Annotated in this window: 15 protein-coding genes and 1 pseudogene; 6 read left to right on the top strand and 10 right to left on the bottom strand. The window is 61.3% G+C overall.

Annotated features, from left to right (window positions below; genetic code table 11):
• Positions 1-4: 4 nt before the first annotated feature.
• The 5 genes from F812_RS0121755 to pobA are packed head-to-tail and all read left to right on the top strand — an operon-like array spanning position 5 to position 5122.
• The gene (locus F812_RS0121755) at positions 5-859 is read left to right on the top strand and encodes a CoA transferase subunit A (protein ID WP_020088106.1); all 855 of its coding nucleotides are present in this window, start codon (positions 5-7) and stop codon (positions 857-859) included.
• On the top strand, positions 859-1638 hold the full coding sequence (locus F812_RS0121750) for a CoA-transferase subunit beta (RefSeq protein ID WP_020088105.1): 780 nt from the start codon (positions 859-861) through the stop codon (positions 1636-1638). The genes F812_RS0121755 and F812_RS0121750 overlap by 1 nt, the downstream gene beginning before the upstream one ends.
• The gene (gene pcaF, locus F812_RS0121745) at positions 1635-2840 is read left to right on the top strand and encodes a 3-oxoadipyl-CoA thiolase (protein WP_020088104.1); all 1206 of its coding nucleotides are present in this window, start codon (positions 1635-1637) and stop codon (positions 2838-2840) included. Before F812_RS0121750 ends, pcaF begins: the two co-directional genes overlap by 4 nt.
• Before the next feature lies 1 nt (position 2841).
• On the top strand, positions 2842-3954 hold the full coding sequence (locus F812_RS25075; protein WP_020088103.1) for a 3-carboxy-cis,cis-muconate cycloisomerase: 1113 nt from the start codon (positions 2842-2844) through the stop codon (positions 3952-3954).
• A 1-nt stretch (position 3955) separates the two neighbouring features.
• The gene (pobA, locus tag F812_RS0121735; RefSeq protein WP_020088102.1) at positions 3956-5122 is read left to right on the top strand and encodes a 4-hydroxybenzoate 3-monooxygenase; all 1167 of its coding nucleotides are present in this window, start codon (positions 3956-3958) and stop codon (positions 5120-5122) included.
• A gap of 26 nt (positions 5123-5148) precedes the next feature.
• Here the strand turns inward: pobA and F812_RS26250 are convergent, their stop codons facing one another.
• From F812_RS26250 to F812_RS0121715, 3 genes are all read right to left on the bottom strand, one after another.
• A complete protein-coding gene (locus F812_RS26250; protein ID WP_198011260.1) occupies positions 5149-6399 on the bottom strand; it encodes a helix-turn-helix transcriptional regulator in 1251 nt (416 codons plus the stop codon).
• A gap of 206 nt (positions 6400-6605) precedes the next feature.
• Positions 6606-7013: a 4-carboxymuconolactone decarboxylase gene (gene pcaC / locus F812_RS0121720; protein ID WP_026868357.1), complete on the bottom strand. Its 408-nt coding sequence runs from the start codon at positions 7011-7013 to the stop codon at positions 6606-6608.
• On the bottom strand, positions 6997-7797 hold the full coding sequence (locus F812_RS0121715; protein ID WP_026868356.1) for an alpha/beta fold hydrolase: 801 nt from the start codon (positions 7795-7797) through the stop codon (positions 6997-6999). The genes pcaC and F812_RS0121715 overlap by 17 nt, the downstream gene beginning before the upstream one ends.
• A gap of 106 nt (positions 7798-7903) precedes the next feature.
• Here F812_RS0121715 and pcaQ point away from each other — a divergent pair, with 106 nt between their 5' ends.
• Positions 7904-8821, top strand: coding sequence for a pca operon transcription factor PcaQ (gene pcaQ, locus F812_RS0121710; protein ID WP_020088097.1), 918 nt, complete (start codon positions 7904-7906; stop codon positions 8819-8821).
• 222 nt (positions 8822-9043) lie between these two features.
• On the opposite strand, the gene F812_RS0121705 is transcribed toward pcaQ, so the two are convergent.
• From F812_RS0121705 to F812_RS0121675, 7 genes and pseudogenes are all read right to left on the bottom strand, one after another.
• Positions 9044-9973, bottom strand: a complete 930-nt coding sequence (locus F812_RS0121705; RefSeq protein WP_020088096.1) for a DUF2493 domain-containing protein — start codon at positions 9971-9973, stop codon at positions 9044-9046.
• Positions 9974-10282: 309 nt separating this feature from the next.
• The gene (locus F812_RS0121700) at positions 10283-11335 is read right to left on the bottom strand and encodes a DUF7146 domain-containing protein (protein ID WP_026868355.1); all 1053 of its coding nucleotides are present in this window, start codon (positions 11333-11335) and stop codon (positions 10283-10285) included.
• Positions 11336-11354: 19 nt separating this feature from the next.
• The gene (locus tag F812_RS0121695) at positions 11355-11549 is read right to left on the bottom strand and encodes a hypothetical protein (protein ID WP_020088094.1); all 195 of its coding nucleotides are present in this window, start codon (positions 11547-11549) and stop codon (positions 11355-11357) included.
• A 2-nt stretch (positions 11550-11551) separates the two neighbouring features.
• A complete protein-coding gene (locus F812_RS25830; RefSeq protein ID WP_020088093.1) occupies positions 11552-11800 on the bottom strand; it encodes a hypothetical protein in 249 nt (82 codons plus the stop codon).
• Between the two features lie 342 nt (positions 11801-12142).
• Complete coding sequence (locus F812_RS25065) at positions 12143-14146, bottom strand: ParB/RepB/Spo0J family partition protein (protein ID WP_020088092.1); 2004 nt, start codon at positions 14144-14146, stop codon at positions 12143-12145.
• A 150-nt stretch (positions 14147-14296) separates the two neighbouring features.
• A complete protein-coding gene (locus tag F812_RS0121680) occupies positions 14297-14674 on the bottom strand; it encodes a DUF2958 domain-containing protein (RefSeq protein WP_020088091.1) in 378 nt (125 codons plus the stop codon).
• Positions 14671-14886, bottom strand: a pseudogene (locus F812_RS0121675) (zincin-like metallopeptidase domain-containing protein); the annotation flags it as partial. The gene F812_RS0121680 and the pseudogene F812_RS0121675, both read right to left, overlap by 4 nt.
• Between the last annotated feature and the right edge of the window lie 93 nt (positions 14887-14979).

Raw genomic sequence — 14979 nt, 5'->3', positions numbered from 1 at the left:
ACCGATGGCCGAATTTCTCTCACTTTCGGAAGCGGTATCTCGCCATCTTAGGGACGGCGATACCGTTGCGTTTGAAGGGTTCACGCATCTTATTCCATACGCCGCCGCGCACGAGGCCATCCGGCTTGGTCGGAAGGACCTTACGCTCGTCCGGATGACGCCTGACGTCATCTACGATCAGATCATCGGGATGGGTCTCGCACGCAAACTCATATTTTCCTATGCGGGCAATCCTGGCGTTGGCCTGTTGCGACGGTTCCGCGATGCCGTCGAGAACGCGTGGCCACGCAGTATCGAGCTCGAAGAGCACAGTCACGCAGCGATGGCCAATGCCTATGAGGCTGGCGCGGCTGGTTTGCCGTTCGCCGTTTTCCGAGGCTATCGCGGTGCAGAGCTTGCCCGCGTCAACAAGAACATCCGGTCCGTGATGTGTCCGTTCACGGGGGAACAGATGGCTGCGGTACCGGCAATACGACCTGACGTCACCTTCATCCATGCCCAGCGAGCCAACGAGCAGGGTGACGTGCTCATCGAGGGTATACTCGGCGTGCAAAAAGAGGCAGCGCTGGCTGCTCGCCAAACCGTGGTTACGGTCGAGGAAGTCGTTCATGACTTCGACGGTGTGCATCCGAACGCCTGCATTCTTCCTCGCTGGGCCATTTCCGCCATCGCGGTCGTGCCTGGTGGGTCACACCCCTCCTATGCTGCCGGCTACTACGGGAGGGACAATGCCTACTACCTCGCATGGGACGATATCGCCGCAGATCGTCGACGTTTCACCGCCTGGATGAAGCAGCACGTGCTTGAGGCATCTGCGGCCGACTTTGCCGAGCGAACCAAGATCAGGGAGATCGGCTGATGTTGCCGGCGACACCGTCCGAAATGATGACGATTGCGGCAGCTCGCCTGCTCAAAAGCGAGGATGTTTGCTTTGTCGGCATCGGCCCGCCGTCGGCCGCATGCAACCTCGCGCGCCTAACGCACGCTCCAGGCATTACGCTGATCTACGAGTCTGGGACGATCGGTACGGCACCTGCGGTGCTGCCGCTATCGATCGGTGATGGAGAGCTTTGCCGGACCGCCGTCACGACCGTTTCGGTACCTGAAATGTTTCGCTATTGGCTTCAAGGTGGGCGGATTAGCATCGGTTTCCTCGGCGCAGCTCAGCTCGATCCCTTCGGCAACATCAACACCACCTGCATAGGCGACTATGCCAGACCCAAGACGCGCCTGCCGGGCGGTGGCGGAGCACCCGAAATATCAACGTCGGCTGCAGAGATCTTCATCACGATGCAGCAGTCTAGGCGCGGCATGGTGAAGGCTATAGATTTCATCACGTCGTTCGGGCACGGCGAAGGCGGCGATGCGCGAGCGCGTCTTGGCCTACATAGCAAGGGGCCGACGACTCTCATTACGGATCTCGCAGTTTGGAAAATCGATCCGGAAACAAAGGAGTTCCACGCCCATTCACTTCATCCGGGCGTGACCAAAACCAAAGCCGAAGAAACATGTGGCTGGGACGTCAAGTACGCGGCCTTCGTTGGTGAGACGCCACCAGCGACCGTGCTCGAGCTGTCAGTTCTGCGAGATCTTGTGCAGCGCTCACAAGCCGCGCACAGGCGGAGTGCTGCGGCATGACGAGTGCTTTCATTTGCGACTACATACGTACGCCCATCGGTCGGTATGGCGGAGCGCTTGCGAGCGTGAGGCCCGATGATCTTGCAGCGGTTACGCTGGCAGCGCTCAAGGAACGCAATCCGGGCATTGGCGACGGCCAGGTGACGGAAATCATTCTAGGCTGTGCCAATCAGGCTGGAGAGGACAACCGCAATGTTGCGCGCATGTCGGCATTGCTCGCCGGATTTCCGGTGACGACAGCGGGAACGACGGTCAATCGGCTGTGTGGGTCTGGTCTTGATGCCGTAATTGCCGCGGCTCGAGCCATCAAGGCGGGCGAAGCCGACGTTGTCATCGCGGGCGGCACCGAAAGCATGTCACGTGCGCCTTTCGTGCTCCCCAAGTCCGAAGGAGCCTTCTCGCGCGTCGCAGAGATTCACGACAGCACCATCGGCTGGCGGTTCATCAATCCTCGTCTTCAAAGCGTCTACGGCACGGACTCCATGCCGGAAACGGCCGAGAATGTAGCACGGCAGTTTGAAATCTCTCGGCAGGATCAAGACACATTCGCTCTCCGCTCGCAGCAGCGTAGCGCGGCTGCGGGTCGATGCGGTCGATTGAAAGAGGAAATCGTTCCGGTCTCCGTACCCCAAAGGAAAGGGCCGGCAGTCGTTGTGGCTAGCGATGAGCATCCGCGCGCGAACACGAAACTGGAGGACCTCGAAAGACTGAGGCCCATCGTTCCTGGAGGTGAAACCGTTACAGCCGGCAACTCCTCTGGCGTGAACGACGGCGCTGCCGCTCTCATTGTCGCATCGGAGCGGGGAATGGCGGAATGCTCGCTTAGGCCCATCGCGCGCATTGTTGCTGGTGCTGCCTGCGGTGTGGCGCCGCGCATCATGGGGATCGGGCCGGCGCCGGCAACAAAGAAGCTTTGTGAGCAGCTTGATTGGCCTGTGAGCACCTTCGATGTCATTGAACTAAATGAGGCATTTGCAAGTCAGGCACTTGCGGTGTTGCGGTCGCTCGAGCTTCCGGACGATGCCGACCATGTGAACCCGAACGGTGGAGCGATTGCGCTCGGACATCCACTCGGTATGTCAGGCGCTCGTCTCGCGGGCACCGCGGCACTGGAATTGAGAAGGCGACAAGGACGACGCGCGCTTGCGACCATGTGCATCGGCGTCGGTCAAGGTATTGCGCTGGCTCTGGAGGCGGTCTGACATGAGATCGCATGATGCCCGACATCACCTTGGGAAGCTGCTCGGAGACGACGAGATTGAACGGATTGTGTCGTCAGAGGCTGACATCGGAGCGATCCTTCGCTTCGAAGCTGCCCTCGCAACCGCGCAGTCCATCCATGCAATGATTCCCGTCGACGCCGCTCTGGCGATTGGAAAGGCGTGTGACGAGTTTGATGCAGACGCGACGAAGCTGAGGGACCAGACCGCCATTGATGGTGTCGTGGTGCCCGCGCTTGTCGCGCAACTTAAGAGTTGTCTCTCGCAGGACATTCAACGGTTCGTCCATGTTGGCGCGACGAGCCAAGATGCCATTGACACGAGCTTGATGCTGCGTCTGAAGCAAATCGCGCTGGTCTACGGCCGCCGTCTCGACGACCTGCTGTCTCAGCTAGCTATCGTGTGCGGTGATCACGGTCACAAGCCGGTCATGGCGCGTACTCGCATGCGCGATGCAAAGTCGATCACCTTGAAAGATCGCCTTGTCGGCTGGCAGCAACCCTTGCAGCGTTTGCGTCAGCAACTTGGCTCGCTGCAAGACACGGGGTTCCTGCTCCAGCTGGGAGGACCGGTTGGCACGTTCGGCACTTCGGACAAGAACGAACGGAATGTCGCCAGCACGCTCGCCGAGTTGCTGCACCTTTGCCTTCCGGAGCGGCCTTGGCATACCGCGCGCTGGCCCGTTGTCGAAATTGCCAACTGGATGTCGACCCTGACGGGGTGCCTGGGAAAGCTCGGTCAAGATGTTCTGATCATGTCCCAAGACAGCATTTCCGACGTCCGTCTAGAAGGGGCCGGAAGCTCGTCGAGCATGCCCCACAAGCAGAATCCCGTGAAGGGAGAAGTCCTCGTAGCACTCGCCGACTACAATGCGACGCTTGTTGGCGGCATGCATCGCGCGTTGATGGCCGAGAACGAGCGTTCCGGATCAATGTGGACTCTCGAATGGCTCATCCTCCCGGAGATGACGGTCGCGACAGGTTGCAGCTTGAGGACTGCCGTCGAGCTTCTCAAAGATGCTGATCTCTCGCGCCCTGCCTCCGCTGTGTCCGTGCCTTCAGGCGGTCGAGAACAGCCGGTTTCGGGAGGACGCTAGCATGCGCACGCAGGTTGCTATTGTCGGCGGCGGCCCCTCGGGTTTACTTCTCTCCCAACTTCTGTACACGGATGGCATCGATAGTGTCATCCTGGAGAAGAAGTCGAGGGAATACGTCGAGAGCCGGATTAGAGCCGGCATCTTGGAACAAGGAACGGTCGATCTGTTGGCGCGCGCAGGAGTCGACGATCGCGTTCGGCGTGAAGGTCTCAAACATGACGGGTTTCTTCTCGGCGTCGATGGCACGGTTATTCGCATCGACATCCAGAAACTGACAGGAGGTAAAGCAGTCACGGTCTACGGCCAGACGGAAGTCACCAAGGACCTAAATACGGTGATTTCGGGACGTGAAGGCGCGATTGTCTATGAGGCGGACAACGTCACTTTGCACGACATAGCGGGACCGAGTCCCGCAGTCAGTTATGAGAAGGATGGTCAGACATATACGATTTCCTGTGATTTTGTTGCTGGATGCGACGGATATCACGGCGTTTCGCGAGCTTCGATACCCGCGGATGTCGCGCGAGCCTTTGAGTTCCTCTATCCGTTTGGATGGCTAGGCATTCTTGCGGATGTTCCACCCTGCAATCACGAACTCATCTACGCGCATCATCGCAACGGATTTGCATTGGCCAGCATGCGGTCGCACCAGCGAAGTCGATACTACATCCAAGTGCCGGCAAGCGAACGTGCGGAAGACTGGCCGGACGACAGGCTCTGGAATGAGCTTGAAGTTCGTCTCAGCGGCCTCGCTGGGCCCATTACACGTGGGCCGGCTCTTGAAAAGAGCATAGCGCCCCTGCGCAGCTTCGTGTTTGAGACCATGAGCTACGGGCGGTTGTTCCTCGCCGGGGATGCGGCACATATCGTTCCGCCAACGGGGGCTAAAGGCCTCAACTTGGCTGCATCGGATGTCCGCATTCTGGCCGATGCATTTCGGGAACACTATCGCAAGGGAAACGACGAAGCCTTGACCCGTTATCCACAACGGGCGCTTGATCGAATCTGGAAGGCAGTTCGGTTCTCGTGGTGGCTAACACGCCTCACTCATCGCTTTCCGAGTATGAGCCCTTTTGATATCCGGATGCAGGTTGCAGAGCTGAACTACATCCGCGATTCTGCTTTTGCACAGACGACGATCGCAGAGAACTACGTTGGTCTTCCCTAGCGGTACATTGAGAGTCGGCTATCCGCCTAGCGCGTCGCGGTCAGAAGCCCGAGGCTCCTAGCGACAGCAAGAGCGCTTCCACGATTGCTTACTCCGAGCTTCGAGAAGACCTTGTAAAAGTGCCATTTCACCGTAGACGTTTTCAAGTTGAGAGCCTCGCCGAGCTCTTTGTTGGTAAGGCCCTGGTCCAGAAGGCGGAGCAACTCTATCTCTCTCGGAGTTAGCGGCTCGATGGGCACGGCCGAGATGATTCCGTCCGGGTTCTGTCGTTGCGGATTCAGAAGGCTGTCTAGCGTTTTCAAGAAATCAATTTCACAGGAGCGTGAGAGTCCCAGTTGTGCCGGCGAAGAGCTGGACAACAGCTGATCTATGGCTACGGAGTGATCGCAGAACGGCCGCACCAGATTCAGCGCCGCAGCGCCGCGTATGGCCTTGCCGATAGATCTCACAGCGGCATCACGATCACCGTCTTCCAACTGCAATTGGCAGCACATAAGATTGGCTTCCACAATATCTTGGCGGCGGAGCAGTGACGCGTTTGACAGCAATGCAGTCAGTCGACGCAACGTGGCACGAGGCGCATCCGTTGCCGCCAGAACGGCAACATCCGATAGGCGTTCAAATGCAAGTTCAGCCGTTGTCTTAGAATACGGTTCAGTCAGTGTACCGTGACGGAATTCGCGAACTTCTTCCAGGAGGCCAAGATCAGCCAGCCGGCTTCGCTTCATCCAATGCATACAGCGGGGGACCCGCGACGGATACGTTTTCGCATGCGTCTCAAGCTGCTCGATGATGGCCGGTTTTCGTTGTGGGTCCCGCCAAAGAGCGAGGGCCGCTTCATAGGCCGCCAGGAGAGGTTCAGCGAGACCATTGGCCGGAGCCATGCGCAATCCCAGCCAGAGCGCATCGCTCGCCTCAGATTCTCGGCCCAAACGTTCAAGGACGCGCGCATCAATAAAATAGAGCGATGACACAATCCACGAAATGCCCCTTCTGGTGGTCCTCGCTCCGCGCAGGGGAGCAGCCTGCAGCAGTTCGGCGACCGTTGCAAAGTTTCCGATATCAACTTCGATGAGAGCCTTGGTTAGAGACAAGATCTGCGCCGATAGGTCGTCCGCGGCGGGCGTAGAAGCTGAAAAGCGCGTGTGAAGTTTTAGAGCCTTTCTGTATTGGCGCAATGCGCACAGCCCGAACATCGCTGCGAGAAATGGCGCTACATCATCTTTTGTGAACGTTAGATCGAGCGATGCTGCCCAAGCATCTACCGCCGGATCCAAGTCTTCTAGTCCGCCACTCCAGTAGGCGCTCACGAGCCGGTGCCGTATTGGATCCGACAAGCCATGGTTCAGGGCTTTCCACACATGAGACAGACCATGAGGCTTGCGCCTCGGCGTGCCTATGCTTCCGTCTCGCTTGGATGAGCCGGAGTCTGCACAGGAGATTGAATTCAATGCATTGCTATTCGTCATAGCCGCACCAATCGTCAGTCTTCGTGCGTCAAGCGCCCGTCCAGTTGGCTCAAGACCTCCTTGATCCGGCGCATGCCTTCGTTGGCGGCCGGTATGCCCGCATAGACCGCTACGTGCAGCATTGCCTCCTGCAGGTCCGCTGCGGTCGCGCCTGTCCTGCGCGCAGCACGGACGTGCATCACAAGCTCGTCCATGTGCCCAAGTGCGGCCAGTAGTGTCACGGTGACTATGGAGCGTTCTCGCTTGGTCCAGTGCGGTCGCGACCAGACTGATCCCCATGCCGCTTCTGTGATGAAGCGCTGGAACGGCTCGTCGAAGTCTGTCTTTGCTGCTTCGACTCTCTCGACGTAGTCCTCACCGAGGATCGAGCGGCGCGTTCTCATTCCCGTCGAATACGCGCTTCCGTTAGCCCGCTGTGACACAGGAGTTCTCCGATATGAAGCCTTTGATGAGTTCAGACAAAACGTGCGGCCGCTCTACACAGGGCAGGTGTCCGCAGCCAAGGAGCGTTGTGAAATGCGCCCCGACTATTCCGCGGAGGGACGCTTTCATGCCTTCGGGCGGAGTAGCCACATCCTCGGTGCCCGCGAAGCATTGGGTCGGGCAGATGATTTCTTCTTGAAGAGCGCTGACGTTCGTGTCGCGCAAAAGGCGGCACAGAGCTTCATAACTTGCCTTCCGCGTCGATGATAGCATCGCGCGAAAGCCGGCCATCGCCGCTTCGTGTTCCGCGGCAAATGAAGGGCTGAACCATCGCTGAACGATCTGCAGCGACAGGTCTTCCAGGCTCGAGTGCTGCAGAGCTGTCAGTCTCGCTTCCCAGAACTCTGGCGTTCCAATCCGACCCCCCGTGCAACAAAGTATGAGCGCGGAAACGCGTTTCGGATTGAGAGCAGTGAGCGCTTGCGCGATCACCCCGCCTACGGACAGGCCGACAACAATCACCCGCCCTGACGCAACGGTATCAAGCACGTACAGGGCATCAGCGACGTTTCCTTCGATCGTTTCCGATGCGGTCCCCCAGCTCAGCCCATGCCCGCGCATGTCGTATCGAACGCATCGCGCTTGGTGAGCGAGAGCCTCCACTACGCGGTCCCAGATTCTGAGGTCCGTTCCAAGCGCATTGACGAAAAGAAGCGTCGCCGCGTTTGGGACGCCGCAGACGTCGAAATGGAGGTTGCCTCGATCTGCAGGAAGGAACGGCATGAGCAAACCAGCGGAAGCATTGGATCAGCTTATTGATCATCTCTCTTGTAAAAGTTATGTCAAATACCCTATTGATACATATCCATAATCGTAGAGTTATATATAAATGCCCCCAAGCCTTCGCCTACGGCACCTTGTGGCCTTCGTTGAGGTTGCACGGCTGAAAAGTGTCAGTGCCGCCGCTGTTGCTCTTTCGATTAGCCAACCGGCCGTATCCAAGACACTGCGCGAGATAGAAGAAGCGTTAGGTGTCAAATTGATTGAGCGCTCAGGAAGGGGCGTTGCGCTCACGACGTTTGGTGAGATGTTCTTAGGATATGCAAGTTCGAGCATCGCTGCGCTCAACCAGGGCATCGACTCTATCATTCGATCCAGTCGTGGCGGGGCGAAGCTGTCCGTTGGCGCGCTACCAACTGCTGCGGCTCGTTTGTTGCCCCAAGCTATTCAGAAGTTCACTGCCGACGCGCCGGGGGTCACTGTTCAAGTCGAAACCGGCAACAACGAATTCCTTCTGGAGCAACTCCGACTTGGCAGATTGGATGTCATAGTAGGTCGTCTTGCCAGTCCTGAGCATATGACTCGATTGTCGTTCGAGCATTTGTATCAAGAGACCATCGTTCTTGCAGTCCGTTCGTCACATCCGCTGCTCAACAAAAAGCGGAAGACATTCGATCTTAGATCGCTCGAGAACTACACCGTGCTCATGCCGCCCAGCGGCTCGATCATTCGACCCGAGGTCGAGCGGATGTTCCTGTTGGCTGGTATCCCCTTGCCAAGGTCGCGTATTGAGACTGTTTCTATGGCCTTTGCGCGGCCGTATCTCAGCGCGACAGACGCAATCTGGATTATCTCGCGGGGTGTAGTCGGCAACGAACTCGACTCCGGACAACTCAAAGAGTTGCCTTACGATACATCGAAGACGACAGGTCCGCTCGGGTTGACCTTGCGATCCGACGTTCCGCCATCCCTGCCCACGCAACTTTTCATAAAGACTGTCCGGGGGGTGGTCAAAGATTGGCTCTAGTACATCATGCGATGGCGTCGTGTAAGCAAAGCTCGTTATTTGGCTCGAATTTCACGCGACCGGCATTTCGTGCTGGAACTTGATGCGATCCAAAATGGCGCAGACGTTGGCGCGCGTAGCGGTCTGTTACTCAACCATGCGATCCACGCTAAAGAATATAAGAGTCCAGTATCGGCCAGAAGCCTCGCCGGTCGTCAAAGGGTCAAGTGTGTGAAGCGGCGCCTAAGCGCCGCAAGCCTTGCGCAGATCAATGCGCGGGATGCCAAGCTTCTTCGCTTTATCGGCGAAGTTGTCCTGGATGCCATTGCCGGGAAAGATCAGGACGCCGATCGGCAGCACGGCGAGCATGTCGTCGTTGCGCTTGAAGGGAGCCGCCTTGGCATACTTGGTCCAGTTCGGCTCGAAGCGGACCTGCGGTACCTTGCGGTGATTGGCCCAGCAGGCGGCGATGCGATCGGCACCCGTGCGGCCGCCGCCGTGCAGGAGCACCATGTCGGCGTGCTTCGCGTGTATCTTATCGAGACTGTCCCAGATCAGGCGATGGTTGTTGAAGTCGAGACCGCCTGACAGGGCAATCTTCGGACCCTGCGGCAGAATGAGCTCAGCCTCGGCACGGCGGGCTGCCAAGAAATCCCGGCTGTCGATCATCGCGGCGGTCAGTGTGCGGTGGCTAATCACAGACCCGGCGCGGGGCCGCCACACGCTACCGGTATGGGTGGCGAACAACTCGGCCGCCTGATCGCGGAAGAGCTCCATGGCGTTGCGGCGCTCGATGAGTGTCAGCCCCTCGGCGATGAGCCGCTCGAGCTCGACGGAGCGGACTTCCGAGCCGTCCTGGGCATTCTGGCTTGTCTGCTGCGCCAACACATTGGCATCGAGGTCGCCCTCGATGCGTGCGACGGCCCGGTGAAAGATGTTGACCGTCGACCAGAGCAGTGACTCGAGGTCGGGCTCGAGGCGCGTGTCGCTCAAGGTGGCGACCAGCGCATCGAAGATGTCGGCTACGGCTCCGGCGACGGTGTTGCCGTCGGGTAGGGGGCGTGGATCGGGCTCGTCGTCGAAGGGACGGTAAGCGTAGAGCTGAAGCTCCGCGAGGACGTGATCGGTCGCCGATGCGGTCTGCGTGGATTCCAGGTCGAGGCTGCTGGCCATGGGAGGGCTCCTTGCCGGTTCGGCCGCGCCCGTCGCGGCCTTCCGGCGATCCCCCACGGCGGGCGGAGCGGGCCTGCACCGCGGGCGCAGCGCGACCGCGGCCGGAGCAGCCGCGGAGGACGGCGAGCACGGCTTTCTTGTCTCGCGAGGAATGGCGGCGCGTCAGCGCCGCCAGGGGAAGAAAGCCGCGCACAGCCGTTGCGGGACCGGGCCGGCTGCCGTTCGATCGCCCCTTGAAGGCCGGAGCGCGGCCCTGTCGGTAGAGGAGAACCGTGCGCCACCGGACACGATCGGAGCGCAGGCCGCGTGTCAGGAAGATCGGTGCGTTGCCGGAAAGAGAAAGCGGGCGACGTCCTCGGGTGTGAGCTGCAGCCGCGCGATGGCCCGCATGTCTTCGAGACCGAAGGCCCGTAGATCGTCGTTGAAATCGCTGAGGCGTGGCGAAAGCGGAATGGCCTCGATCCCGGCCGCCTCAGCGCGCGCGGTCAGCGTCGCCACGGCGCTGTCGCCGGCGGGATCGGCGTCGCGGGCAACATAGAGCCGCCTCAGCGTGCCCGGAAACAGTACGGCGGACAGATGCGCGGCTGACAGCGCGGCCATCACCGGTATGACGGGCAGGGCCATCCGCAGAGACAGGACGGTCTCGATGCCCTCGCCGGCCGCCATGACGTCACCATGCGGGCCGAAGCGGACGGCGTTGCCGAGCAACAGGCCCATTGCGCGTCGTGGCTCATCGACCGGCGCCTTGCCGAGCCCGGACGCATCGAGCCATGTGCGCAGAACGCCGGTGACGGCACCGCCGAGATCGGTGGCCGCGGCGATCATGGCCGGGCGGCTTTCACGCGGCGCCGTATCGTGGGCGCGAGAGTAGCAGCGAGGATGGAAGCGGAGCGCTTGGACATCGTGAAGCTGGTCGATGCCGCGATGGCGCAGATACGTCGCAGCCAGAGTGCCGGCGATCGGCTGCGAGGCCGCGAACAGACGCCGGGACGCCTCGGGTGAGCCCGTGGGCGCCGGCGCGGTGCGCAGTTTGGGCTGAGAAACCGGCTCTGGGCGCGGCAGGCTCAGGAAGCGGCGCGCCTCGTCGGCGACGTCCCGGAAGTCGAGCAGCCCGCACGTCTCGCGGATGACGTCGAGCAGGTCGCCGTGCTCGCCGGTTGCCGCATCGGTCCACTTGCCGGCCGCGCCTGCGCCGCTGTCGGCTCCGAACAGGCGCACGTACATGGATTGGCCGGGCGTATTGCGGACGTCCCCGACGATCCAGTAGCGCCCGACATTCCGGCCGTTGGAGAGATAGTGCCGGCACACCGCCTCGGCCTCGCGCGCGAGGCGATGTGCCAGATCGGTGGCGGATGAGCGCATGGTCATCTGCATAGTATCTTTAGAGACGCCATGTCCAGACGATCTCCTGCGCCGGTCGATGGTAGGCCAGCTTCTCCCGATAGAAGCGATGGCGCGCTGCGCGCTGTCTCGGATCGCGTCGCGTAAGCGGAGCGAGCTTGCGGGCCGCAGCGCGGACGACAGCGCGCCAACCGTCGTGAACAGATATATGGAGGCGCAGATAGGTGCCATACATGGTCAGCCTCCCTTGCCCTGTGAGAGCAAGAGATCATCCAGGATATCCAGGGTGGACCGGCTGCTGATGGCGTCTGCGGTGACGAGAACAACTCCGCCTCCGAACCCATCGGGGCGCATCCTGGAACAGGTGAAGGCGGAGACGACTGAGATGTAGTCGAGTGTTGGCGAGCGCCGGACGATATCCTGCAGGATGTCCGCCCAGGAGAGCTTGTCGAACTCGAGATCGATCTCGGCGTCGTCGGGCGGCATGGTGGCAAGACGCTCCCTGACAAGGGAACCAGGACGCTGTCTTTTGCGCTCGACGCATCCAGCGCGGTGTGCAGGCTGTCAATCGACAGTCCGATCGCATCGCTCGGTCCCAGACTGGAGTAGAGGTAAAGCGCATCGCCGTCAGGTTCGGTCTCGAAGACCAAGCTGAGGACGAGATGTTCGAGCGGTGTCATGTCGGCGACAGGAATGAGCTGCTGCACAGCGGTCGGTGAGTAATAGTCGACCATTTGAGAGGTCTCCTGAACAAAAATGCCCGGCGCGAGGCCGGGCGAGAGAGGGATGAGAGATGGGCGGCAGCCGAAGCCGCCGCCCTCTGATGCGTTATTCCGCGGCGGCAACGCGCGGCGCTTCTCCGCTATCGATGGGCTCAATACCCGCCGTGCGCAGCGGCTCGGGCAGCCAACCGGTGCCGTCGAGTAGGCGCTCGGCTGCCTTGACCATCTCGGGCTTCTTGAGATGCGCGATGCGGTCGGCCGCCTTGTCTCCCTTGGCTTCACGCACGGCGTCGAGAATGCGTGCCTTGGTCACGCGACCGAGGTAGGCGTCGGCCGTCGGTATCCAGCCGGCGGCGGCCATGTCGAGGTTCACGGCCGTCGCGAGACGACCGGCATGGTGGAGTGCCTTCGGCCGGCGGTCATACGCCTGATGCACGGCGTTGATGGTGAGGCCCACGCAATGGGCGAACAGCGCGTGCCGGCTGTCGCTGTCGAGATCGGCTAGCGCGTCCCAGAGCTCGCCGGCGTTCTTCGGCATCCAGTCGGACCACTGCTTGTGGCGGGTGTCAATGGCCTTGGCGCAGGCGGTATCCGAGAGCCCGGACGTGTTGCCGAACAAGACCGTCTTGGCCTCGATCTCGAGGCAGGTGTCGAAGCCATAGCGATAGAAGAGCCTCAGGCAGAGCACATGCAGCGTTGCCCGGAAGGCCACGTCGGGATCGTTGGCGACTGCGTCACGCAGCGCCAACGTGCGGTGCGTCGTGAGCTCGGTCATGAGCCGGTCCGAGATCGGACGCACGCCATCGGTCTCGTCCTCTTCCGGATCGTCGACGGCCGAGTCGTCGTTCGGATCGGCTTCCGTGCCGTTTGCACTCAACTTCTCCGGCTTGGTTCCGTCACCTTCTGCATCGCCGTCTTCATTCTCGACCGGCAGCTCGTCCTCGGGCTGGACGTAGCCGCGCTCCACATGCAGGACGCCGGCACTGTCGATGCTGACGAAGGCGCCCGCGCGTGAGATCTCGTCCGTCTCGTAGACCACTGGCCGCTCGTCGAACGCCGCGAGCGCCGTCTCGAGCTCACCGAGACGCTGATCGACCTCGTCGGGAATCTCGTCGGCCTCGGCGTACTTGGCCTCGAGCTGGTCGAACTCGGCTTGAAATGCGTCGCGGGCAGCGACCTCGTCCTCGGTCATCGGCACTTCTCGTCCCCGCAGGCGGCGCAGTCCATAAGTGTGACCGTAGGGGAGCTCGGGCGCCACCTCGATCCACTTCCAGCCTTCGGCGCGGATGGCGTCGGCTTCCTTCTCGAGCTTGTCGGCGACGAGCTTCTCGAGCAGGGCCGGCTCCTGCAGCCAGCCGCCGTCGTCGGACTCGAACAGATCGCGTAGGATGGTGCCGCCGGCCTCCTCGTAAGCCGTCGTGCCGACGAACAGCGCTCGCTTGTCCGAGACGCGCACCGATCCTTCGGTCAAGAGGCGGCGGATCTGATAAGGCTCTTTTCTAGGTGAGTGCTGCAGGGCCTCCCACACCTGCTCCTGGCGCGCATGGTCGGGGTTGACCGTGAAGGCCATGAGGTGCTCGAGGCTCATGCCGTCCTCGGCATAGACGTCGAGCAGCGCTGGCGCGACGGCGGCGAGCCGCAGACGCTGGCGCACGACCTGGACCGAGACGAAGAAGGCTGCCGCGATCTCCTCCTCGGACTGGCCCTTCTCGCGCAGGGTGAGGAAGGCACGGAACTGATCGAGGGGATGCAGCGGTGCGCGCTGGACGTTCTCGGCCAGGCTGTCCTCCTCGGCGATGCCGCCGGCGCGAATGACGCACGGGATGGGGGCGGTCTTGGGGAGGCGCTTCTTCTTGATCAGCAGCTCGAGCGCCCGATAGCGCCGGCCACCGGCCGGCACCTCGTAGAGCCCGGTCTCGTTGCCGTCGGCATCGCAGACGGGCCGCACGGTCAAGCTTTGCAACAGCGTGCGCCGGGCGATGTCATCGGCCAGCTCCTCGATGGCAACGCCAGCCTTGATGCGCCGCACGTTGGACTGACTGAGGACCAGCTTGTTGAAGGGAATGTCGCGCGAGACGCTGAGCGCGATCTTGGGAAGGGCTTTGGCCATGTCGGGTTTCTCCGCGACGGGCGGCCGGGAGACTCTCTCGCGACCTCCAACCCGTCACGAACCCCTGCACCCCTCTCTTCCTCTGGTGTGCTTCGCGCCCGGCAACGGCACGCCGCGCGTTACGCGGCGTGCCGTCGGAGCGAGCGGGCTTCACTCCGTCGTGCGCAGGGCTTCGGCAGCGGCCTGGAGGAGGTCGTCGTCGAGGACGATGCGGCCGACGTTGCGCGCGGCCGCGGCATAGACCGACACTGGGAACGTGCCCTCGAAAAAGAGGTCACGCTCGATGCCAAGGCCGAGCGGCAGACGTACCGACCCCATTTCCGTCAGGCTGAAGGAGCCGAGCTCCGGGCAGCCGAAGCCGAGATCGGCGAGTCCGAACAGCGTGTCGCCGTCCTCACCGAGCTCGGTGGCAAGCCAGGTCGCGGCGCCGAGCGGATTGAAGAACTTGACCACAGGGACGTGGTCGACGTCGCACTGACGACCGTTGGCCAGCAAGCGCTCGTGGAGCTCAGAGGTGAGGAGGATCATGCCGCCCTCCGGCCGTTGGAGGCCGTATCTCCAGCTTCGGGCAGGAAGCCAAGTAGGTAGTCGGCGGCCTTGCTCGCAAGCGAGGCGGCACGGACGATGGCGCGATTATCCTCGCGCAACACCTCCAACCATGATCCGATGTAGTCGGCGTGGCGGACGGTGGGCGCGATGCCGAGTTCGGCGCAGCAGAAGGCGGCGTTCATCTCCGCGACTTATCCTGACAGTCTGAAATCGCGTCAGACGGTGAATAGTGAAAAGTGGTCCTGTCGCAAAACGACTACGCAAAGCTATTCGTAGCGTGCAAA

It is taken from the genome of Hyphomicrobium zavarzinii ATCC 27496, assembly GCF_000383415.1.
Lineage (GTDB): Bacteria > Pseudomonadota > Alphaproteobacteria > Rhizobiales > Hyphomicrobiaceae > Hyphomicrobium_C > Hyphomicrobium_C zavarzinii.
Note: the sequence above shows the minus strand (reverse complement) of the source record. Positions and strands in the feature narration are given on the sequence as shown.

What these genes read in the sequence shown, in the direction of transcription:
- pcaQ (WP_020088097.1), top strand. Translation starts at nt 7,904, where the DNA reads ATGCCCCCAAGCCTTCGCCTACGGCACCTTGTGGCCTTCGTTGAGGTT.
- F812_RS0121755 (WP_020088106.1), top strand. Translation starts at nt 5, where the DNA reads ATGGCCGAATTTCTCTCACTTTCGGAAGCGGTATCTCGCCATCTTAGG.
- F812_RS0121750 (WP_020088105.1), top strand. Translation starts at nt 859, where the DNA reads ATGTTGCCGGCGACACCGTCCGAAATGATGACGATTGCGGCAGCTCGC.
- pcaF (WP_020088104.1), top strand. Translation starts at nt 1,635, where the DNA reads ATGACGAGTGCTTTCATTTGCGACTACATACGTACGCCCATCGGTCGG.
- F812_RS25065 (WP_020088092.1), bottom strand. Translation starts at nt 14,146, where the DNA reads ATGGCCAAAGCCCTTCCCAAGATCGCGCTCAGCGTCTCGCGCGACATT.
- F812_RS25075 (WP_020088103.1), top strand. Translation starts at nt 2,842, where the DNA reads ATGAGATCGCATGATGCCCGACATCACCTTGGGAAGCTGCTCGGAGAC.
- F812_RS0121700 (WP_026868355.1), bottom strand. Translation starts at nt 11,335, where the DNA reads ATGCGCTCATCCGCCACCGATCTGGCACATCGCCTCGCGCGCGAGGCC.
- pobA (WP_020088102.1), top strand. Translation starts at nt 3,956, where the DNA reads ATGCGCACGCAGGTTGCTATTGTCGGCGGCGGCCCCTCGGGTTTACTT.
- F812_RS0121680 (WP_020088091.1), bottom strand. Translation starts at nt 14,674, where the DNA reads ATGATCCTCCTCACCTCTGAGCTCCACGAGCGCTTGCTGGCCAACGGT.
- F812_RS0121715 (WP_026868356.1), bottom strand. Translation starts at nt 7,797, where the DNA reads ATGCCGTTCCTTCCTGCAGATCGAGGCAACCTCCATTTCGACGTCTGC.
- F812_RS0121695 (WP_020088094.1), bottom strand. Translation starts at nt 11,549, where the DNA reads ATGTATGGCACCTATCTGCGCCTCCATATATCTGTTCACGACGGTTGG.
- F812_RS25830 (WP_020088093.1), bottom strand. Translation starts at nt 11,800, where the DNA reads ATGCCGCCCGACGACGCCGAGATCGATCTCGAGTTCGACAAGCTCTCC.
- F812_RS0121705 (WP_020088096.1), bottom strand. Translation starts at nt 9,973, where the DNA reads ATGGCCAGCAGCCTCGACCTGGAATCCACGCAGACCGCATCGGCGACC.